This window comes from Fictibacillus halophilus, assembly GCF_016401385.1.
GTDB classification, from domain to species: Bacteria; Bacillota; Bacilli; order Bacillales; family Fictibacillaceae; genus Fictibacillus; species Fictibacillus halophilus.
Genome location: NZ_JAEACF010000001.1, coordinates 1029742 through 1050412 on the forward strand (window position 1 = coordinate 1029742; position 20671 = coordinate 1050412).

Sequence of the window (20671 nt, forward strand, 5' to 3'; positions counted from 1 at the left end):
TTTTTAATTTGGACTTCCGTAAGCATCCAAGCCCTTAGTATCTTTGAAATGGCTCTATACAGGTGCAACAAGAGGGAGAACGTATGATTTAAGCGCCCTAAATGACCTTCAAAAATAAGAATCTGTCCAATTGAGTGGGGAATCTGTCCAATTGCTTATATAATTTGTCCGATTGGGGCCACAATCTGTCCATTTCAGCAATTAATCTGTCCAATCTCGGATACTGTAATTTGTATTTATTAGATAAAAGAATGATACGAAAATGGAGCGCTTTCTTAAGCTAGGTAGCGTAAGGTGCGAGACTCCTGCGGGATCAGTGTGACAGTTCGAAAAGTGGAAGTGGCTTGTTCAGCCCCGACAAGCAAAAGATGAATGGGTTTGAAGACGCTCTTTGCCTTCTTAGCCATTTAACTTTTGACCTCGAGGGGCTAGCCACTGTAACAAGAGAGGTGAGACACCTATCAGCGCAAAGCGCTAGGTGGCTCACCGCACACCCCGCGGAAAGCGAGCACCCTGTAGCGGAAATCAACACATTCAAAAAAACATCATAGCCAGTCCTCAAAATAGGCTTACTTTTTCAACCGAAAAACAAGATCTTCATCAGGTGTCACGAAAAGTGTTTGCTGATTATCATAAATAACAAATCCAGGCTTTGCCCCATTAGGCTTCTTCACATGTTTTACTAACGTAAAGTCAACAGGAACCGAACTCGAATTTTTTGCTTTGCTGAAAAAACCTGCCAAAACAGCAGCTTCCTTAATAGCTGTTTCACTTGGACTCGACGATCGAATCAGAACATGAGAACCTGGAATGTCCTTCGTATGAAGCCATGTTTCATTTGCTCTTGATAACTTAAAGGTTAGATAGTCGTTTTGTTTATTGTTTTTACCGACTAAGATTTCTGTTCCATCAGTGGATGTGAACTTTTCAGGTTGAGGCGTCTTGTTTTGTTTTTTCTTGTTCTTACTTTGTCTATGTTTCAAATAACCGCCTTCACCAAGCTCTTCTCTAATTTCTTCAACATCTTTCATGGATGCTGAATCCATCTGAACGATCAGACGCTCAAAATAAAGCAATTCATTCTTTGCTTTTTCAATCTGATCTTTAATAATAGAAACTGATTTTTTTAGTTTTCCATATTTTTTGAAGTAACTTTGCGCATTATCAGCAGGCGTTTTAAGAGGATCAAGCGTGATTTTTACGAGTGGCTGATCTTCCGAGAAGTAATCTTCTACCTCAACTTCTTTATCTCCCTTTTTCGCCAAATACATATACGCTGTGAGAAGTTCGCCCTTTCGTTGATACTCCTCGGCATTATGCGTTTGCTGAAGTTCTTTCTCTAATTTTCCTATCTTTTTCTTAATCTTGTCATATTCGTTCGATAGATATTTTTCAAGATCGTTTGCTTGCTGTTTGATTCGGTCACGATCCGCTTTACCATAAAAATACCGATCGAGCATCTGACTGACCGTATCAAAGGATCGGCTTTCCCCTGACACATGATGAAGAGGGAGAATTGAAAAATATTCTTTCTTATCGTTTGTGATCATTTGAGGTTCATATTCTTGATTTGATAGTTGCTTCATCACACTGAAAAAGGCGTCGGCAACTTCGTTTTTAACCGAGAGTCCTGCTCTATGCACGATTTCTTTAGCGATTAAAGGAGAGAACCCGCTGAATCTGGTTACGAGTTGTTTATCCAATTTTCCTTCGTTCCAAGAAATCTTAGAAACAAATTCATCTACATTTGTCACTGTAAAAGGATCTGTTTTTTCTTGCGCAGGAGGCATGATGTACTCAAAGCCTGGAAGGATGGTACGATGACGGTTCTGAAAGCTAGGAATGTGCTTGATGCTATCAACAATCTTCTGTGATTTTTGGTCGACTAAAATGATGTTGCTGTGTCTTCCCATGATTTCAATATAGAGTACTTTTGTCGTTTCGTCCCCGATCTCATCTCTATTTTTAGTGGTAATCGTTATGATTCTTTCAAGATCAAGCTGTTCAATTTTTTCAATAAAAGCGCCTTCCAAATGCTTTCTAAGAAGCATACAGAACATAGGAGGAGTATCTGGATTCTCATACGTATGTTCAGTGAGATGTACTCTGGCGAATGAAGGATTCGCAGATAATAAAAGTTTATGATTTTTTCCATTCGCACGGATTGTAAAAACAAGATCTGTCTTATGTGGCTGATAAACTTTTGAGATACGTCCTGAAGTAAGTGTGTTTTGTAGTTCAGTTGTTATGGCACGTGTCATTATTCCGTCAAAACTCATGTTATGGTCACCTCTTATTTCTGATTCATAGTATAGCATTTTTGCGGACATGCCTGCATATAAATGCTATTAACTAATCTTATCAGAGGTGGAAGCTATGAATTGGTACCAGCTGCCGCAAGACGAAATTGAATCCATTCTTAACAGCAGGATGGAAGAAGGGCTCTCGAAAAGTGAGCAAGAACGAAGGTTAAAGTTAGATGGACCGAATCAGCTAGAAGAAGGAAAGAAGCAGTCTGCCATCTTAATGTTCCTTGCACAATTTAAAGACTTTATGGTCCTCGTCCTCTTAGCGGCTACATTGTTATCCGGCTTTTTAGGAGAATATTTAGACGCGATCGCCATTATCCTAATTGTGGTGATGAACGGAATTCTTGGTTTTATCCAAGAGAGAAAAGCAGAGAAATCCTTAGCTTCACTAAAAGAATTATCTGCACCTAGTGCGCAGGTTCTAAGAGAAGGCAAATGGGTTTCAATCGCTGCGAAAGACGTCGTAACAGGCGATGTGATAAAAGTGAAAAGCGGTGATCGTGTAGGAGCAGATATTAGACTTTTAAAAACTTCAGGATTGCAGATCGAGGAATCAGCACTCACAGGAGAATCAGTTCCTGCACAAAAACATAACAATCTTATTTCTGCTGAAGACCTGAACCTTGGTGATCAAGAGAACATGGCGTTCATGGGCACGATGGTCACAAGAGGAACGGGACAAGGTATCGTTGTAGCGACAGGCATGAAAACCGAGATGGGGAAGATCGCACACCTCATACAAACTGCTGAAAACATTGCAACGCCTCTTCAGATGAAACTTGAACAGCTTGGAAAAATTTTAATCGCTCTTGCACTGCTGTTAACCGTCTTAGTAGTCCTAGCAGGTGTTATGCAAGGACATGACCTCTATAGCATGATTCTAGCAGGTGTGTCGTTAGCTGTTGCTGCCATTCCAGAAGGACTTCCAGCTATCGTTACGATTGCACTCGCGCTAGGTGTTCAAAAAATGATACGAAAACGAGCGATTGTCCGAAAGCTTCCGTCTGTAGAAACATTAGGCTGTGCAACTGTCATCTGCTCTGATAAAACGGGAACACTGACTCAAAATAAGATGACGGTTACACGTATTTGGTCTCAAGGCAGACAGTGGAGTGTTAATGAAGAAGGTTTTGAAGTCATTGGTGGCGGGATTCAAGAAAACAATAAACGAGAAGATAAGCTCACAGAAGTCTTGGCATATGCCGCGCTTTGTAACAATGCCATGATAGAAGAAGGTAAGAAAGGCTCATTGTTAGAAGTTGGTGACCCAACAGAAACGGCGTTACTCGTTAGTGCTTACAAAGCAGGAATTACGAAAGAATCTTTAAGTGAACAATTTACGATTCAGCATGAGTTTCCATTTGATTCTACCCGAAAAATGATGAGTGTTGTTGTTCGGGATACTGAAGGAAATCAGATGCTAGTGGTAAAGGGAGCACCAGACGTATTACTCGAGAAAAGTGATTATATTGTGTGGGATGATAAAAAACAATTGATCAAACAAGCTCATAAAGAAAGAATAAAAGAAGCGATCTATGCACTAGGCAGTCAAGCATTGCGAACGATTGCCGTTGCCATTCGTCCGTTAAAAGAAGGAGAGCATTATTCACAAGCTTCTTTTGCGGAAAGAAGTCTTACATTTATCGGATTACAGGGAATGATGGATCCGCCACGTCCTGAAGTCGAAGAAAGTATCAGAGATTGTCAGACTGCGGGTATCAAAACTGTCATGATAACGGGAGACCATGTAGTAACTGCAGCGAGTATCGCGAAAAAACTAAACATGTTGCCTAACGGTGGAAGAGTGATGGAAGGTGCTGAGCTTGCTCAATTAAGCGACGATGAATTGGACAAAGTTTCAGAAGATGTGTACGTTTACGCGCGAGTTTCTCCAGAGCACAAATTAAAAATCGTAAAGTCTCTTCAACGAAGAGGCCATGTTGTTGCAATGACTGGTGATGGCGTCAATGATGCACCAGCTATCAAGTCAGCTAACATCGGTATTGCGATGGGTATAACAGGAACAGACGTGGCGAAAGAAGCATCCTCGCTTGTACTTGGTGATGACAACTTTGCCACGATCCGCTCTGCGATTGAAGAAGGAAGAAACATCTATGAAAATATTAGAAAGTTTATTCGTTATCTTCTAGCGTCCAACGTAGGTGAGATTTTAGTTATGCTTTTTGCGATGATCATGGGCTTACCATTGCCATTAGTACCGATTCAGATTCTATGGGTAAACTTGGTGACAGATGGTTTGCCAGCAATGGCGTTAGGTGTTGACCAAGCAGAAGAAGATGTTATGAGAAGAAAACCAAGGCAAGCCAAAGAAGGTGTCTTCTCTAGGGGGCTTGGATGGAAGATCGTTTCAAGGGGATTCTTGATTGGTGGAGCTACCATTCTTGCGTTCTGGGTTACCTTAAAAGAGAACCCAGATCAACTGATCGTCGCGCAATCCGTAGCTTTTGCTACACTTGTTATGGCACAGTTGATCCACGTGTTCGATTGCAGAAGTGAGCGATCTGTTTTTCATAGAAATCCGTTTCAGAACGGTTACCTAGTCTTGGCTGTTATTTCATCTATTCTATTATTGCTAGTGGTCATGTACGTAGAACCATTGCAAGATATTTTCCATACGGTTCCGCTCTCAATAAGACAATGGCTGCTCGTTCTTGGCATGGCATCTATTCCAACATTTGCTCTAGCAGGATTTCAGTTATTCAAAAAAGAAGCAAGATAAACAAAAAGAGCTGGTTCCCGTATGTTTGGGTACCAGCTTCTCTTATTTTAAGTGTGATATGTGCTCGTCCAGCGGCTGTGAAGCACGCTGGACGAGCGATTCCAGACTTTTATGAGCGATTCTAGACTTCAACCAAATTCCATGGTGCTATCCAAGGCGAAGGAATAGCTTCAAGTTTTTAACGCTATTTCCTTAAAAATAGGGAAATTAGTTTAGATTTCAGGATTTATGTGCTAAAATATAAGAACATGTGTACAGTTTTTCACAATATCGTACAATTAGCGTATGACCCGTTATTCCATTTGGCTAGAATAGTAGCAGGTTAGGGGCGTTTAGAGATGAAATTAATTAACATTGGGTACGGAAATATTGTTGCTGCTCACCGAATTATTGCGGTAGTCAGTCCTGAATCTGCACCGATTAAACGATTAATCACGGTCGCACGAGAAAAAAACATGCTGATTGATGCTACATATGGCCGCAGAACGAGAGCGGTTGTTGTGACTGACAGTGATCATGTCATCTTGTCAGCTGTTCAGCCTGAAACAGTAGCTCATAGACTGATGTCGGTTGATGAGGGCTCAGAAGAAAGTTAGGTTGTGGAGGTTTTTATGGAAAAAGAAAGAGGCATTCTGTTTGTTCTTTCCGGTCCGTCGGGCGTTGGAAAAGGAACGGTGTGTAAAGCGCTTCGTGAACAAAAGCTGGACATTCAATATTCCGTTTCAGCAACGACTAGAAAGCCGCGTGAAGGCGAACGGCATGGGGTAGAATACTTCTTTAAAACAAAAGAAGAGTTCCTTGATATGATTGAAAATAAACAGCTGCTCGAGTGGGCAGAATATGTTGGCAACTATTATGGAACACCGATTGAATATGTGAATAGTACGCTTGATGAAGGTAAAGACGTTATCTTGGAAATCGAGGTACAAGGTGCACTTCAAGTTAAAAATATTTTTCCAGAAGGTGTGTTCATCTTTTTAACACCGCCTAGTCTGGATGAGTTAAGAAGTCGTATTGTTGGACGCGGTACAGAAACAGAAGATTTGATCAACAACCGTATGTCTGTAGCTAAGGAAGAAATCGAACTCATGAGACACTATGATTATTCTGTAGTGAATGATGAGATTGATGCTGCTTGCAATCGAATCAAAGCGATCATTACTACCGAGCATTGCCGTGTGGACAGAGTTCGTCCAAAATACGAAAAAATTTTAGGAGATGACAAATAATGCTATATCCATCCATCGATTCTCTTATGGAAAAGATAGATTCAAAATACTCACTAGTTACACTTAGTTCTAAACGTGCTAGAGAAATTCAAAAATACGATAACCAGCAGATTGCAAAACCTGTATCACACAAGTTTGTTGGTAAAGCACTTGAAGAAATTCAATCCGGTGTATTAATGAAAGTCGGAGAAACTCCAGAAGATTAATAGAACAAGCGAAAAAATATACAACCTTGACTAAAGGTTGTTATTTTTTTGTTCTCGACAGATTTCAATAGATTTTTTATTACATATAAATGCTGTAAAATAGAGTTAGCATGTATAAGTCAAGAGCGGCGGAAGGGGTTTATTATGGAAAAGAAGAGAATATTGCTTGCTGTTTCAGGCGGAATAGCTGCATACAAGGCAGCGACAGTAGCAAGCAGATTATTTCAAAACGGATACGAAGTAAAAGTGATCTTGACTCAATCTGCACGAAAATTCATTACGCCACTTACCTTTCAAACGCTAACAAGAGAAGAAGTTTATACGGATACGTTTGAAGAAAAAAATCCAGCAGTTGTTAGCCATATAGATCTTGCTGACTGGGCGGATCTTGTATTAATTGCCCCAGCAACGGCAAACTCCATCGGTAAGCTAGCTAACGGTATCGCGGACGATATGCTCACAACCACATTGCTTGCAACAAAAGCAGACGTACTGATCGCACCTGCGATGAATGTAAATATGTTCAACCATCCGGCCGTGAAGAAGAATATGGAAACATTAGCTTCATTTGGATGGCGCTTCATAGAACCGAACGAAGGACTTTTAGCATGTGGATGGATCGGTAAAGGGAGACTTGCTGAACCTGAAGAACTAATAGAATCTGTTCATACCTATTTTAATGAACAAAAAGCAGAAGATAAGCCGTTAACAGGAAAAAAAATACTCGTAACTGCTGGTCCAACTAGGGAAGAATTGGATCCTGTTCGTTATTTTACAAATCATTCGTCAGGCAAGATGGGGTATGCAATAGCAGCTGTTGCAAAAAAACTAGGTGCAGAAGTAACCCTTGTTACAGGACCAACTGCACTGCCAGTTCCAAAAGGCGTTACCATTGAAAATATCATTTCCACTAAAGATATGTATGAAGCGACAATGTCTCGTTATCATGAACAAGATGTTGTCATTAAATGTGCAGCAGTAGCTGATTATACACCTGTAACGGTTCATTCAAACAAATTTAAGAAGAAAAATGATATTTGGACGATTGAGATGAAAAAGACGATAGATATTTTGCAATCATTAGGTGAGAAAAAGGAACATCAAGTGTTAGTAGGATTTGCGGCTGAGACTGAAAACCTTGAGAACTACGCAAAAGATAAGATGATTCGAAAAAACCTCGATATGGTTGTAGGTAATGATGTGTCAAAAGAAGGTTCTGGTTTTGGAAGTGACACGAACGAAATTATTATGATCAAGAAGGATGGCTCTAAGAAGGTTCTGCCGATTCTGTCAAAAGAAAGTGCAGCACATGAAATATTGATAGAAGTTATGGAATTGATGAAAAGATGATCGCTGCAGTGGTAGTTGACGTTCCTTCAGGAAGTGTAAACAAAACTTTTGACTATAAAATTCCTGCTGTTTGGGAAAAATGGGCAGAACCTGGGATGCGTGTTATCGTACCGTTTGGGCCGAGAAAGCTTCAAGGCTTCATTTTAGAGGTGAAAACAACGTCCACAGTAAAAGGAATAAAAAACATTACGGAAATTCTGGACCCGCTCCCTGTTTTAACTTCCGAACTGATCGAGCTAGGCAAGTGGCTTGCTGAAAATACGCTTAGCTTTTACATTACAGCTTATCAAGCCATGTTGCCAGCTGCGATGAAAGCCACTTACGAAAAGTCTTTTCAAGTGATCAAACCTGATAAACTTCCGGATTCAATTCATACCCTTCTCTCAACTAACAATGAGATTCATGTAAGTGATGTGACGAAATCAAATCCTGATTTATTGCCGGTACTGCAGGCACTTGCAAAAGAAGGAATACTTGACGTTGTTTATAAAGTGAAAAATAAAGCGAACAAAAAGCGGCGGAAATTCGTTTCTATCAAAGACCGGACTTTAGCTGATGAACAGATCCACAAGTTGAACAAAAACGCTGAGAAACAAAAGGCGATTCTCTTAGAACTAATACAGCGGCCAGATGGAGAGTACTCTCTGCAGGAAATTTTGAATGAAACAGGAGCTACTCTCTCAACAGCACAAACATTATCTAAAAAGGGAATTCTTTTTATAGAAGAAAAAGAGGTCTATCGCGATCCGTTTCAAGGGCGTACCATGAAACGCACACAGCCTCTTCTATTAACAGAAAATCAAGAAAATGCGATTAAACCGATTCTACATTCTATCGAGAACAATAAACATGAAACTGTACTTCTACATGGCGTAACGGGAAGCGGGAAAACAGAGATCTATCTGCAGTCCATCCAAAATGTTCTGGATAAAGGAAAAGAAGCAATCGTACTCGTACCTGAGATCTCACTCACACCACAGATGGTAAACCGTTTTAAAGGCCGTTTCGGTAGTGCGGTTGCTGTTCTTCATAGCGGATTATCCATTGGAGAAAAATATGATGAATGGAGAAAGATTCTTAGAAAAGAAGTTTCAGTCGTTGTTGGAGCCAGGTCTGCGATCTTTGCTCCGTTCCAAAACTTAGGGATTGTCATTATAGATGAAGAACACGAAACAAGTTATAAACAAGAAGATCACCCACGCTATCACGCACGAGATGTCGCGATATGGAGAGGGAAATATCATTCATGTCCAATTGTTCTTGGAAGCGCCACACCAGCGCTCGAGACATATGCAAGAGCTCAAAAAGGACGGTATCAGTTAGCAGAGCTAGCTAATCGTGTACATGCTAATCCGATGCCAGAAGTCACCATAGTCGACATGAGAGAGGAATTAAAGAACGGGAACCGCTCTATGTTTTCACTTGCATTGATGGACAAGCTGAAAGATGGGCTTCAAAAGGGAGAACAATCGGTTTTGTTCTTAAATCGAAGAGGCTATGCTTCTTTTATTCTTTGTAGAGATTGTGGATACGTAGCGCAATGTCCTCATTGTGATATATCTTTAACCTACCATAAGCGTTTTGGTGAATTAAAATGCCATTATTGCGGTTATAAAGAGAGTACACCTTCTGTTTGTCCTAGTTGTACTTCCGAACATATCCGTTTTTTTGGAACCGGAACACAGAAAGTAGAAGAAGAGCTTGCAAAAGTCCTTCCTGAAGCGCGCGTGATCCGGATGGATGTTGACACGACTTCAAAGAAAGGAAGTCACGAAAAGCTGCTAACGGCCTTTGAAAATGGTGAAGCTGATATTTTGCTTGGTACACAGATGATTGCAAAAGGGCTTGATTTTCCAAAAGTTACATTAGTAGGAGTTTTAGCAGCTGATACGATGCTTCATCTGCCAGACTTCAGAGCGTCAGAAAAAACCTTTCAGCTCCTGACACAAGTGAGCGGACGTGCAGGCAGACACGAACTTGAAGGAAAGGTAATCGTACAAGGATATGATACACAGCATTACAGCATACAACTAGCATCAAAACACGATTATCACACCTTTTATAATCATGAGATGCAAACTCGGAAACTTCATCAGTATCCACCTTTCTATTATTTAGGGCTGTTAACGTTCAGTCATCTCGATCTCATGCAAGTTGTTGAAGCGAGCGAGAAAGCAGCCACTTATCTATCGAAGAGATTATCATCAGATAGTTTGCTTCTTGGTCCAGTTACTTCGCCGATTGCACGTGTGAAGGATAGATATCGCTATCAGGTCATGATAAAATACAAAAATGAGCCAGAGCTAAGAACCTGGTTTGAAGAGATTATTGCTCATTTTCAAAAAGATAAAGAGATTAAAGATCTTCAGATAACGGGTGATTTAAACGCCCAAACACTTATGTAGCTAGTTAAGGAGATAAAAATGACCATTCTTAAAATTGTAGAACATCCACATCCAGTTTTAGAGACTGAATGTGAGCCAGTAACGAGATTTGATAATAAGTTAAAAAAGTTAGTTAAAGATATGTTCGAGACCATGTATGAAGCAGAAGGAGTAGGTCTTGCTGCACCTCAGATCGGGATCGCAGAACAGATCGCTGTTGTAGATGTTGGTGATGAGACTGGTCAGCTTGTTCTGATCAACCCGGTTATCAAGAAAACATCTGGTAGCCAAAGTGGTCCTGAAGGATGTTTAAGTTTTCCAGGATTATTTGGTGAAGTTGAACGTCCTTTTGAAGTTACCGTTACAGCTCAAGACGAAAACGGTAAAGAGTTCACATTAAAAGCGAGTGATTTTCTTGCTCGTGCTATCCAACATGAAATCGATCATCTGCACGGAATTTTATTTACTTCAAAAGTAATCGAATATTACGAAACGGAAGAACAGGAGGGATAAACATGAAAGTATTATTTATGGGAACGCCTGATTTTTCCGTACCTGTTCTTCGTCAGCTCGTTGAAGATGGTTACAATGTCGTTGGTGTTGTCACTCAACCTGACAAGCCTGTAGGTAGAAAAAAAGAGATAAAGCAAACACCTGTTAAAGAAGAAGCGATTAAACATGGAATTTCTGTGTATCAGCCTATTAAACTGCGAGAAGACTATGAAGACATCATCGCTCTACAACCAGATCTAATCGTCACAGCGGCATATGGACAGATTTTACCAAAAGCGATTCTTGAAACGCCTCAATATGGGTGTATCAACGTTCATGCATCGTTGCTTCCAAAGTATCGCGGAGGTGCTCCGATTCACAAGAGTATAATGGATGGAAACGACAAGACAGGTATTACAATCATGTATATGGTTGAAAAATTAGATGCAGGTGATATACTTACCCAAGTTGAAGTTGAAATCGAAGAAAATGATCATGTAGGTTCTATGCATGATAAGTTGAGCGTAGCTGGCGCGAAACTATTGTCAGAAACCATTCCTCAGCTTGTGGAAGGGAAATTAAAACCTGTCCCACAAGTGGATGAAGAAGTTTCCTTTGCTTGGAACATCACTCGAGAACAAGAAAAGATAGACTGGACATTAACGGGTGAAGAAATTTATAACCACATTCGTGGGCTACACCCATGGCCAGTTGCTTATACGTATTTAAACGGACAGCCACTTAAGGTGTGGTGGGGTGAAAAGAAGGAAACAAGTGCTGATGCTGAGCCGGGGACTGTAATTGGTATTCATGAGAAAGGTCTTCAGGTAGCAACAGGAAACATAACAAGCATTATTATTACAGACTTGCAGCTTTCAGGAAAAAAGAGAATGTTAGCAAGTGATTATCTTAAAGGAGCAAGCATTTCAAAAGGCTTGAGATTAGGTGAGTAGAGTTGGATAACAACATTCGGGCAATCGCCCTGGACGTTTTACTTAAAATTGAACAGAACCAGGCTTATAGCAATTTACAATTGAATCAGACATTGCAGAACACGAATCTAAAGAGTGTAGATAAAGCGCTTTTGACAAACATCGTGTACGGAACGATTCAACGAAAAAATACAATTGATTTTTATTTAGATCAATTGTTGAACAAACCGATTAAGAAAAAAGACCGCTGGGTACTTTCCTTGCTAAGACTGTCTATTTTCCAGATGTTATATTTAGATAGAGTTCCTGATCATGCGATTATTCATGAGGCAGTAGAAATAGCGAAAGAACGCGGAAACCAGGGGTTAGCGGGCCTTGTGAACGGTATTTTGCGTAAACTTCAGCGAGAAGGTACAGCGGCCATGGATAAAAAGGCAGAAGAAGGCATTGAAAAAGAAGCTCTTTCATACAGTATGCCTCAATGGTTGTTTGACCGCTGGAAAGAGCAGTTCGGACAAGATGATGCTGAAAAAATGGCACAGTCAAACTTACTAGCCTCTCCAGTAACCGCAAGAGTGAACACAAAGAAAAGCAATAGAAAAGACGTTCTGGAGCTTCTATTAGAAGAAGGAATTGTAGCAGAAGAAGGAGAATTGTCTCCTGAAGGTATCATTATTAAGGAAGGCTATCTTCCAGCGACTGAAGTTTATAAACAAGGTCTTGTGACGATACAAGACGAAAGTTCCATGCTAGTAGCACGAGCCGTTTCTCCTGAGTCAGGAGAAACGATTCTAGATACATGTGCCGCACCAGGTGGAAAGTCAACACATATGGCTGAACTGATGCAGGGAGAAGGAAAAGTAGTTTCGCTTGACCTTCATGCTCATAAGATTGACTTGATCAAAAGACAAGCAGAACGTCTTGGGCTTGAAAATATTGAAGCCTCCGTTTTAGATGCACGAAAAGTCTCCGAAGCGTTTGAAACCGGAACTTTTGATAGAGTACTCGTTGATGCACCTTGCAGTGGTTTTGGTGTTATTCGCAAGAAGCCTGATCTGAAATGGTCAAAAACAGAAGAAGATGTCACAAGGTTGACCAGCATTCAAAGAGATATTTTGCACGCTGCTTCAGAGATGGTCAAAGATGGCGGATTACTTGTGTACAGTACGTGTACAGTAGATAAAGAAGAAAACGATAATGTTGCGGATTGGTTTTTATCAAATCATCCAGAATTCGAGTGGGACTCCCAATTTGCGGAAAAAATGCCGCGTAGCATAAAATCCTATATAATAGATGGTAGATCGGATCTTCAGATCATGCCTCATTATTTTAATAGTGATGGATTCTATATAGCAGCATACAGAAAAAAGACAACAGGTGGTGAGAAACATGCTTAAACCTTTAACAGAAAAACAAACAAAGCCAAATATCAAACCTTCTATCTTTTCTTTAGAGCTTCATGAGTTAGAAGCGTGGCTTACCGATATAAGAGAACCAAAGTTCAGAGGAAAACAGATCTTTGAATGGCTGTATAAAAAACGTGTGTCTTCTTTTGAGGAAATGACGAACCTTCCTTTAGGTCTTCGTGAAAAGCTTGAGAAAGACTTTTATATCAAACCCTTAAAAGAAGTAGTGCGTCAGGAGTCTTCAGACGGTACGATCAAATTTTTATTCGAGCTTCAAGACGGTTATTCAATTGAAACAGTTCTTATGAGACATGAATATGGAAATAGTATTTGTGTAACAACTCAAGTAGGATGCCGATTAGGTTGTACGTTCTGCGCTTCCACATTAGGTGGACTTAAGCGTAATCTTCTAGCAGGTGAGATTGTAGCTCAAGTCCTTCAAGTTCAGCGCGCGCTTGATGAGACAGAAGAAAGAGTAAGTTCAGTAGTTGTTATGGGTATAGGAGAGCCTTTTGATAACTATGAAGGACTTATGTCGTTTTTAAAGATTATCAATCACGATCAAGGCCTTAATATCGGAGCACGACATATTACGATCTCAACTAGTGGCGTGGTACCTTACATCTACAAGTTTGCGGACGAAGGTATGCAGATCAACTTTGCGATCTCTTTGCATGCGCCGAACACAGAGACTAGAAGCCGATTGATGCCAGTAAATAGAATGTATCCGTTAAACGAACTAATGGATTCTATTCGTTATTACATTAAAAAGACAGGACGCCGAGTGACGTTTGAATATGGTTTGTTTGGTAAAGTTAACGATTCCGTGGAACACGCGAACGAGTTAGCAGACTTGATCAAAGATATTAAGTGTCACGTAAATCTAATTCCAGTAAACTATGTACCAGAAAGAGACTATGTCCGAACACCAAAAACACAAATTTTCAAGTTCTTAGAGACGTTAACCTCAAGAGGCATTAATGCCACCATCAGAAGAGAACAAGGACATGACATTGATGCTGCATGCGGTCAGCTGCGTGCCAAGGAACGTAAAGAAGAGACGAGGTGACGGGAAGATGCAAATTGCCTTTCAAACAGACGTTGGAATGGTAAGGAAGCATAATGAAGACAGCGGGGAAGTGTTCACAAAGGGTGAACACTTTCTTGCAGTTATCGCAGATGGTATGGGTGGACATAAGGCAGGCGATATCGCTAGCCAAGAAGCCCTAAAAGTGATGAAAGAAGCATGGTCTCAATTCGAAGAAAATATGGAAAATGTGAAAGAATGGATCCAGAATGTTTTAAAAGATACGAATAAACATATCTTTGATTTTTCTCAGGAGAATCCCGAGACGAGAGGTATGGGCACTACAATTGTGGTTGCTTTGGGTACGAACAAAGAAATTACAGTGGCTCATATTGGTGACAGCCGATGTTATCTATATTCTTATGGTGAACTGAAACGAGTTACGGATGATCACTCACTTGTCCAAGAATTAGTGAAATCTGGTCAGATTACAGAGGATGAGGCAGAGATTCATCCAAGACGAAACATGATCATGAAAGCTGTAGGTACTGATGAAACTGTAGAAGCTGAGTTTAATAAAATCACTTGGCAGAACGGTGACTATCTTTTGCTTTGTTCTGACGGTCTATCAGATAAAGTATCGTCTAAACGGATTCAAGAAGTATTCCAAGATCCTATGGAATCTGTTACTGAGAAGGTAGAACGATTGATCACTTGGGCAAAAGATGCCGGTGGAGAAGATAACATTACTGCTATCCTTATACAGAATAGTTCTGACACAGAAACAAAAGGGGAAGCAATAACATGATAGGAAAAAGAGTCAGTGGCCGCTACAAGCTTTTAGAAGTTATTGGTGACGGCGGAATGGCCATCGTTTATCGAGCAAAAGATTTAATTTTAGATAGAGATGTAGCAGTAAAAGTTCTTCGCTCAGAGTTTAATAAAGACGAAGATTTCATCAGACGATTTAAAAGAGAAGCTGAATCAGCAACAAGTCTTAACCATCCGAACATTGTGAGCATCTATGATGTCGGAGAAGATGAAGAGATCTATTTTATCGTGATGGAATATGTGCAGGGAAAAACACTAAAGCAATACATAAAAGAACACGGAAAAATATCTGTAGAAGAATCTCTGCATATTATGAAGCAGATCGTTTCAGGTATGGCGGTCGCTCATGATCACGGAATCATACATCGTGATATTAAACCGCATAATATATTAATTACAGATAACGGTACAGCAAAGTTAACAGACTTTGGAATCGCGCTCGCTATTACTTCAGCAACGATCACACATACAAACTCAATTCTTGGATCTGTTCACTACTTTTCACCTGAACAAGCGAGAGGCGGTATCGCGAATGCAAAATCAGATATTTATTCATTTGGTGCTGTACTCTATGAAATGGTTACAGGGAGAGTTCCGTTCGTTGGAGATTCACCGGTGTCTGTTGCGCTAAAACATCTTCAGGAAAACGTGATCGAACCGCGAAGATTGAATCCTGAAATCCCACAAAGTGTGGAGAATATTGTATTAAAGTCGTTGGCTAAAAATCCTTTAAGAAGATATGACAGTGCTGATGAACTGTTGAGGGATATGAATTCAGCGTTAGATCCAGACCGTATGTATGAACAAAAATGGAACGAAGAAAACGAGGAAGATGAAAAAACAAAGTACATTCCTCCTATAGTCGCGCCACCTATCGAAACACCTGTGAAGAAAGTAGAAGAAAGAGAAAAAGAAAAAAAGCCCGAGAAACCTAAGAAGAAAAGAAACTGGTGGCTCATTTTACTTATTTCACTTCTGTTATTAGGCGGAGCGGGAATTGCTGCTTTCACAATGATGCCTTCTATCTTTTATGTTGAAGAAGTAGGTGTTCCAGATGTTGTGGGAGAAGAATATGTAGATGCTTTTGATAGCTTGAGAGCCGAAGGTCTTGAAGTGAAACGGCAGGAAATATTTGATCCCGAGATAGAAGAAGGTCTTGTAGTAAGGCAAGATCCAACTCCAGGAACAAAAGTGAAACAGCAAGCAATCGTCACATTATTCGTATCAAAAGGACCTGAAAAGGAAAATATGCCTGATGTAGAAGGCTATAATGTAGAAGATGCGAAAGAACGTTTAAAAGAAGATGGTTTCAGACAGGTCAATATCAACTATGAAGAGTCAGACACTGAGCCAGAAGGTACTGTGCTCGAACAAAGTCCTGATCGTGATGAAAAAGTAACACCTGCAGAGACGGAAGTTACACTAACGGTTAGTTCTGGAACCCCAACGGTTCAAGTTGAGAACTTAATCGGTGCATCTGAGCAAGATGTAAAAACGTTTGCTGATAATGCTGGACTTACAGTTGAATTCTCTAAAGAGTTCTCTGATACAGTCGAAAAAGGAAGAGTAATCTCGCAAACTCCATCGCCTTTCACTCAAGTTGAAAAAGGAGCAACCATTTCTGTTGTTCTTTCAGATGGTCCAGAAACAGTAGAAGAAGAACCACCACCTACTGAAGAGGACCAACCTGCTGAAGATCGAAAGGTAACAAAAGATATTGAAGTAAAGGTAGATAAGAAGGACAAAAGAGAGCCAGTTACAGTAAAGATTGTATTTTCAGATAAGAATGCCTCAAATGAAGTGTTTGTGGAAGAACAGGTCACAGACAAAAAGAAATATCAGCTACCTCTAACGATTGCTGAAGGTGGCTCTGCTTCATACGTTGTGTATATCAACGGAGAAGAAGAGGAATCTGAGACGATCAATTATGATGACGCTAGAGGTGCTAGTGGACGGATGAGTAGAGATGATGAGGAAGGGGACGATGGTGATTAAGCATGCCTGAAGGAAGAATTGTTAAAGCGTTAGCCGGTTTTTATTACGTTAAGGAAAATGGTAAGTCTGAAGTTTTCCAATGCAGAGGAAGAGGAAATTTCCGCAAAAAGAAAGTAAATCCGTTGGTAGGGGACTGGGTAGAATACGAGTCAAGCAATATAACAGATGGATACATTCTTGATGTGAAGGAACGCAGAAACGAATTAGTTCGTCCTCCTATCGCGAACGTAGACCAAGCTATTCTTGTTTTTTCAGCTACTGAACCTGATTTTAGCACGCTTTTATTAGACCGTTTCCTTGTTCACATCGAAGCGAACGATATTTTGCCTGTTATTTGTATCTCGAAAATGGACCTTATACAGAAAGCTGATGATATTGAGGAGATCAACCATTATATTGAGGCGTACAAAACACTAGGTTACGAAGTCATTCCAACTTCGACGAAAACAGATGATAGCCTTGAAATGTTTTATCCGCTTTTCAAGGATAAAGTTACCGTCTTTGCAGGGCAGTCTGGTGTAGGTAAGTCTTCCCTTTTAAATGCGATCAATCCAGAGTTAATGCTTGAAACAAACGAGATCTCAAGCCATTTAGGCCGAGGGAAGCACACGACTCGTCATGTGGAACTCATTCTTTTCGGTAATGGGTTAGTTGCTGATACACCTGGGTTTAGCTCGTTAGACTTCTTAAACATTGAGGCAGAAGATTTATCGATGTACTTTCCAGAGATGAATGAGCTTCGAGGAGATTGCAAGTTCAGAGGCTGCTCACATACGTCAGAACCAAAATGTGCAGTTAAAAAGGGAGTAGAGGATGGAGTCGTTCCAGAGTTCCGCTATGACCATTACGTAAGCTTTTTACAAGAAATTAAAGATCAAAAACGGAGGTACTGATGATTAAAATAGCTCCTTCCATTCTGTCGGCTGACTTCTCCAGGTTAGGCGATGATATAAAAGCTGTAGAAGAAGCAGGTGCGGATTATATTCATGTCGATGTGATGGATGGTCATTTCGTACCAAACATCACGATTGGACCGCTTGTTGTTCAGGCGATTCGCCCTGTAACGAAACTTCCATTAGATGTACATCTAATGATAGAAAATCCAGATCGATACATTGAAGAATTTGCAAAAGCAGGTGCTGATATTATTTCTGTGCATGTAGAAGCATCACCACATCTTCATCGAACGGTGCAACTGATTAAACAACATGGAGTAAAAGCTGGTGTGGTTATTAATCCAGCTACTTCAGTAGACTCTATCAGACATATACTTCAAGATGTTGACCTTGTATTGTTAATGACCGTTAATCCTGGATTTGGTGGACAAGCGTTCATTGAGAGTGTAGTGCCCAAGATCAAAGAAGTATCCGATCTAGTTAAAACTCAAGGATTGAATGTTGAAATTGAAGTTGATGGTGGAGTGAATCCTGAAACGGCTCGTCTTTGTGTCGAGGCTGGTGCGAATGTATTAGTTGCTGGATCTGCCATTTATGGGAAGAAAGATTTAAAGGATGCAATAGCAGCCATTCGTGGTGTATAATTAATTGAAAAAATAAAATAAGCAACCACAGGGGGAGTCCTTTAAAGGGCTGAGAGGGGAGTGTTCTCCCGACCCTTTGAACCTGAAGCTGGATCATACCTGCGTAGGGATGTGGAGTCGTATGACTTTTTGAATGTAAAACTCAAAAGCAACCGAGCTCACATGCCGGTTGCTTTTTTTGTTTTTATTCTAACGACATACTAGGGGGAGTATTAATGAACAATGGTAAAGTACTATTAATGGCTGAAATTGCGATTATGGCTGCACTTTCACTCATTTTAGGATTGATCAGCTTCAAAGGGATTTGGCCACAAGGTGGATCGGTGTCTCTCGAAATGGTTCCTATTTTTCTTTTAGCATTTAGAAGAGGTTTAAAAGCAGGGGTTTTTACCGGATTAGTCGTTGGGTTGTTACAACTTCTTATCAATCCTCAAATTTATTATTTTGCACAAGTCATACTTGATTATCCGCTTGCATTTGCTTTAGCGGGAGTAGCAGGTGCATTCGCACCATCACTTGCTCAAAATAGATCAAAAAGAACAGCTTTAATGGTTCTAGGGATTTTTGTAGGATGTACGTTAAGGTTAATTTCGCATGTATTATCTGGTGTTATTTTCTTTAGTGAATTTGCTCCAAAAGAAATGAATGTTTGGCTTTATTCGTTCTTATACAATGGATCATTTATGGTTGTTATTTTTGCGATTACGGCGCTAGTTGTCATTCTATTAACGAATACAGCACCGAAACTACTACATGCCGCACGTAATGGTCATCACCAAGCAGCATGAAGATAAACATCGTCGCAGGTGGTCCTGAACATCTGATCCCTGATCTAAAGCCCTATGATCTCAAAAGGAATCACATTTGGATCGGTGTCGACAGAGGAACGCTCTTTCTATTAAAAAATGGCATCTTCCCTCAGCATGCATTTGGCGATTTTGATTCTGTTTCTGATGATGAGAAAAAAATTATTTTAGACTCATCCATAAAAGTGAACAAATATCAATCTGAAAAAGATGCTACAGACATGGAGCTCGCACTAGAGTGGGCGTTGGAACAGAACCCGGAACAAATACTCATATTTGGTGCTACTGGTGGAAGATTAGATCATGAATTGATGAACATCCAATTATTATATCGATCTCTGAGAGTACGTACAGACGTTAAAATTATTGATAACAGAAATGAAATCTCTCTACATTTACCGGGATGTTATGATATTGAGCAGGATCATCGATATTCATACATCTCGTTTCTAGCTCAAAGTGAAGAAGTGACAGGCATAACTTTAGAGGGATTTAAATATCCGTTAGAACAAGCTAAGCTTCAGGCTGGATCATCATTATGTGTTTCCAATGAGCTTGTAAATAAAAGTGGTACTTATTCTTTTGACTCCGGCATAATATTGATGGTAAAGAGCCGTGATTAAAAAATCACGGAATACAGGCCCCCAAAGCACCTTTTTATAAAAAGGGGAATAAAGTATTTATGTTTAGCTCTTATCATTTTTTATGGGCCTGGAGGAGGGGTAAGATGAAATTTTATACCATTAAACTTCCTAAATTCTTGGGAGGCTTCGTACGTGCCGTCTTAGGTTCTTTCAAAAAAGGATAACAAACAAAAAAAGCGCTTGTGCGCTTTTTTTGTTTGGTTTTATGAATGATAATAAAATACTGTCTAGTTTTTAAAATTTACTGTCCGGTTTAAAAAAAATACTGTCCGCTTTCAGCTTTTTACTGTCGACTTTTTAAAAAATACTGTCCACTTGAATCTATTTTGGTTATCAAAGTGCTTTTGGACAAAGAAAAAAACAGCAGCGGCTGCTGCTGTTTTTATTTATACACGTTCAACTTTGCCAGATTTAAGGGCACGAGCAGATACGTATACGCGTTTAGGCTTTCCGTCCACAAGAATACGAACCTTTTGGACATTAGCTCCCCAGCTTTTCTTTGATTTGTTCATTGCGTGAGAACGCTTGTTACCAGTTTTAGGTCCTTTTCCAGTAATAAAACATTTACGAGCCATGTAGGTGAACCTCCTTTACAGCAAAAAAGCTTTGCATCAATTCAATCGTATGTTAAATACTAAATAATATTAGCATGACTTCAGAAGCAATGCAACATATTCGTAAAAGGTTTTCAAGTAAATTTCCTTGACAATACTATTTACATAGTGTGAAATGTAGTAGTCCTTTCAAAATAGGCTGATGTATAGTAAAATATTTGTTAGC

19 protein-coding genes and 1 riboswitch are annotated in these 20671 nt (G+C 40.0%); of the genes, 17 read left to right on the plus strand and 2 right to left on the minus strand.

Translation table 11 applies throughout. The features are described from left to right. Positions 1–569: 569 nt before the first annotated feature. Positions 570–2279 carry an Rqc2 family fibronectin-binding protein gene (locus I5J82_RS05475; RefSeq protein ID WP_198766993.1) on the minus strand — a complete coding sequence of 570 codons (1710 nt, stop codon included), beginning with the start codon at positions 2277–2279 and terminating at the stop codon, positions 570–572. 97 nt (positions 2280–2376) lie between these two features. On the opposite strand from I5J82_RS05475, the gene I5J82_RS05480 reads away from it, so the two are divergent. The 17 genes from I5J82_RS05480 (at position 2377) to spoVM (ending at position 20055) form a co-directional block, all read left to right on the plus strand. After that, positions 2377–5049: a calcium-translocating P-type ATPase, SERCA-type gene (locus tag I5J82_RS05480; protein WP_198766994.1), complete on the plus strand. Its 2673-nt coding sequence runs from the start codon at positions 2377–2379 to the stop codon at positions 5047–5049. A gap of 338 nt (positions 5050–5387) precedes the next feature. Next, entirely contained in the window at positions 5388–5645 is a 258-nt protein-coding gene (gene remA, locus I5J82_RS05485) for an extracellular matrix/biofilm regulator RemA (protein WP_066240628.1), read from the plus strand. 15 nt (positions 5646–5660) lie between these two features. Continuing rightward, positions 5661–6278 carry a guanylate kinase gene (gene gmk / locus I5J82_RS05490; RefSeq protein WP_066393532.1) on the plus strand — a complete coding sequence of 206 codons (618 nt, stop codon included), beginning with the start codon at positions 5661–5663 and terminating at the stop codon, positions 6276–6278. Beyond that, entirely contained in the window at positions 6278–6484 is a 207-nt protein-coding gene (gene rpoZ / locus I5J82_RS05495) for a DNA-directed RNA polymerase subunit omega (protein ID WP_066393535.1), read from the plus strand. Before gmk ends, rpoZ begins: the two co-directional genes overlap by 1 nt. A 141-nt stretch (positions 6485–6625) precedes the next feature. Further along, positions 6626–7834 carry a bifunctional phosphopantothenoylcysteine decarboxylase/phosphopantothenate--cysteine ligase CoaBC gene (gene coaBC, locus I5J82_RS05500; RefSeq protein ID WP_198768923.1) on the plus strand — a complete coding sequence of 403 codons (1209 nt, stop codon included), beginning with the start codon at positions 6626–6628 and terminating at the stop codon, positions 7832–7834. Beyond that, entirely contained in the window at positions 7831–10239 is a 2409-nt protein-coding gene (gene priA / locus I5J82_RS05505) for a primosomal protein N' (RefSeq protein ID WP_198766995.1), read from the plus strand. The genes coaBC and priA overlap by 4 nt, the downstream gene beginning before the upstream one ends. An 18-nt stretch (positions 10240–10257) precedes the next feature. Next, the gene (gene def, locus I5J82_RS05510) at positions 10258–10731 is read left to right on the plus strand and encodes a peptide deformylase (protein ID WP_198766996.1); all 474 of its coding nucleotides are present in this window, start codon (positions 10258–10260) and stop codon (positions 10729–10731) included. Between the two features lie 2 nt (positions 10732–10733). Next, positions 10734–11663 (plus strand): methionyl-tRNA formyltransferase, encoded by a 930-nt coding sequence (gene fmt, locus I5J82_RS05515; RefSeq protein ID WP_233096418.1) that lies wholly within the window; start codon positions 10734–10736, stop codon positions 11661–11663. 2 nt (positions 11664–11665) lie between these two features. Further along, a complete protein-coding gene (rsmB, locus tag I5J82_RS05520; RefSeq protein ID WP_198766997.1) occupies positions 11666–13039 on the plus strand; it encodes a 16S rRNA (cytosine(967)-C(5))-methyltransferase RsmB in 1374 nt (457 codons plus the stop codon). Continuing rightward, the gene (gene rlmN, locus I5J82_RS05525) at positions 13032–14117 is read left to right on the plus strand and encodes a dual-specificity RNA methyltransferase RlmN (RefSeq protein ID WP_144700850.1); all 1086 of its coding nucleotides are present in this window, start codon (positions 13032–13034) and stop codon (positions 14115–14117) included. Before rsmB ends, rlmN begins: the two co-directional genes overlap by 8 nt. 7 nt (positions 14118–14124) lie before the next feature. Then, on the plus strand, positions 14125–14883 hold the full coding sequence (locus I5J82_RS05530) for a Stp1/IreP family PP2C-type Ser/Thr phosphatase (protein ID WP_198766998.1): 759 nt from the start codon (positions 14125–14127) through the stop codon (positions 14881–14883). Further along, the gene (pknB, locus tag I5J82_RS05535) at positions 14880–16901 is read left to right on the plus strand and encodes a Stk1 family PASTA domain-containing Ser/Thr kinase (RefSeq protein WP_198766999.1); all 2022 of its coding nucleotides are present in this window, start codon (positions 14880–14882) and stop codon (positions 16899–16901) included. The genes I5J82_RS05530 and pknB overlap by 4 nt, the downstream gene beginning before the upstream one ends. Before the next feature lie 2 nt (positions 16902–16903). Then, positions 16904–17794 carry a ribosome small subunit-dependent GTPase A gene (gene rsgA / locus I5J82_RS05540; protein ID WP_198767000.1) on the plus strand — a complete coding sequence of 297 codons (891 nt, stop codon included), beginning with the start codon at positions 16904–16906 and terminating at the stop codon, positions 17792–17794. Further along, positions 17794–18441, plus strand: coding sequence for a ribulose-phosphate 3-epimerase (gene rpe, locus I5J82_RS05545; protein ID WP_198767001.1), 648 nt, complete (start codon positions 17794–17796; stop codon positions 18439–18441). The genes rsgA and rpe overlap by 1 nt, the downstream gene beginning before the upstream one ends. 20 nt (positions 18442–18461) lie before the next feature. Further along, positions 18462–18568: riboswitch (TPP riboswitch) on the plus strand. 88 nt (positions 18569–18656) lie between these two features. Continuing rightward, complete coding sequence (gene thiT, locus I5J82_RS05550) at positions 18657–19229, plus strand: energy-coupled thiamine transporter ThiT (RefSeq protein WP_144700844.1); 573 nt, start codon at positions 18657–18659, stop codon at positions 19227–19229. Next, entirely contained in the window at positions 19226–19870 is a 645-nt protein-coding gene (locus I5J82_RS05555) for a thiamine diphosphokinase (RefSeq protein ID WP_198767002.1), read from the plus strand. The genes thiT and I5J82_RS05555 overlap by 4 nt, the downstream gene beginning before the upstream one ends. 104 nt (positions 19871–19974) lie before the next feature. Further along, positions 19975–20055, plus strand: coding sequence for a stage V sporulation protein SpoVM (spoVM, locus tag I5J82_RS05560; RefSeq protein ID WP_007202502.1), 81 nt, complete (start codon positions 19975–19977; stop codon positions 20053–20055). 222 nt (positions 20056–20277) lie between these two features. On the opposite strand, the gene rpmB is transcribed toward spoVM, so the two are convergent. Further along, a complete protein-coding gene (gene rpmB / locus I5J82_RS05565; RefSeq protein WP_066240673.1) occupies positions 20278–20466 on the minus strand; it encodes a 50S ribosomal protein L28 in 189 nt (62 codons plus the stop codon). Between the last annotated feature and the right edge of the window lie 205 nt (positions 20467–20671).

Coding starts and splice junctions, on each gene's coding strand:
- I5J82_RS05475 (WP_198766993.1), bottom strand. CDS start 2,279: ATGAGTTTTGACGGAATAATGACACGTGCCATAACAACTGAACTACAA.
- I5J82_RS05480 (WP_198766994.1), top strand. CDS start 2,377: ATGAATTGGTACCAGCTGCCGCAAGACGAAATTGAATCCATTCTTAAC.
- remA (WP_066240628.1), top strand. CDS start 5,388: ATGAAATTAATTAACATTGGGTACGGAAATATTGTTGCTGCTCACCGA.
- gmk (WP_066393532.1), top strand. CDS start 5,661: ATGGAAAAAGAAAGAGGCATTCTGTTTGTTCTTTCCGGTCCGTCGGGC.
- rpoZ (WP_066393535.1), top strand. CDS start 6,278: ATGCTATATCCATCCATCGATTCTCTTATGGAAAAGATAGATTCAAAA.
- priA (WP_198766995.1), top strand. CDS start 7,831: ATGATCGCTGCAGTGGTAGTTGACGTTCCTTCAGGAAGTGTAAACAAA.
- def (WP_198766996.1), top strand. CDS start 10,258: ATGACCATTCTTAAAATTGTAGAACATCCACATCCAGTTTTAGAGACT.
- fmt (WP_233096418.1), top strand. CDS start 10,734: ATGAAAGTATTATTTATGGGAACGCCTGATTTTTCCGTACCTGTTCTT.
- rlmN (WP_144700850.1), top strand. CDS start 13,032: ATGCTTAAACCTTTAACAGAAAAACAAACAAAGCCAAATATCAAACCT.
- I5J82_RS05530 (WP_198766998.1), top strand. CDS start 14,125: ATGCAAATTGCCTTTCAAACAGACGTTGGAATGGTAAGGAAGCATAAT.
- pknB (WP_198766999.1), top strand. CDS start 14,880: ATGATAGGAAAAAGAGTCAGTGGCCGCTACAAGCTTTTAGAAGTTATT.
- rsgA (WP_198767000.1), top strand. CDS start 16,904: ATGCCTGAAGGAAGAATTGTTAAAGCGTTAGCCGGTTTTTATTACGTT.
- rpe (WP_198767001.1), top strand. CDS start 17,794: ATGATTAAAATAGCTCCTTCCATTCTGTCGGCTGACTTCTCCAGGTTA.
- thiT (WP_144700844.1), top strand. CDS start 18,657: ATGAACAATGGTAAAGTACTATTAATGGCTGAAATTGCGATTATGGCT.
- I5J82_RS05555 (WP_198767002.1), top strand. CDS start 19,226: ATGAAGATAAACATCGTCGCAGGTGGTCCTGAACATCTGATCCCTGAT.
- spoVM (WP_007202502.1), top strand. CDS start 19,975: ATGAAATTTTATACCATTAAACTTCCTAAATTCTTGGGAGGCTTCGTA.
- rpmB (WP_066240673.1), bottom strand. CDS start 20,466: ATGGCTCGTAAATGTTTTATTACTGGAAAAGGACCTAAAACTGGTAAC.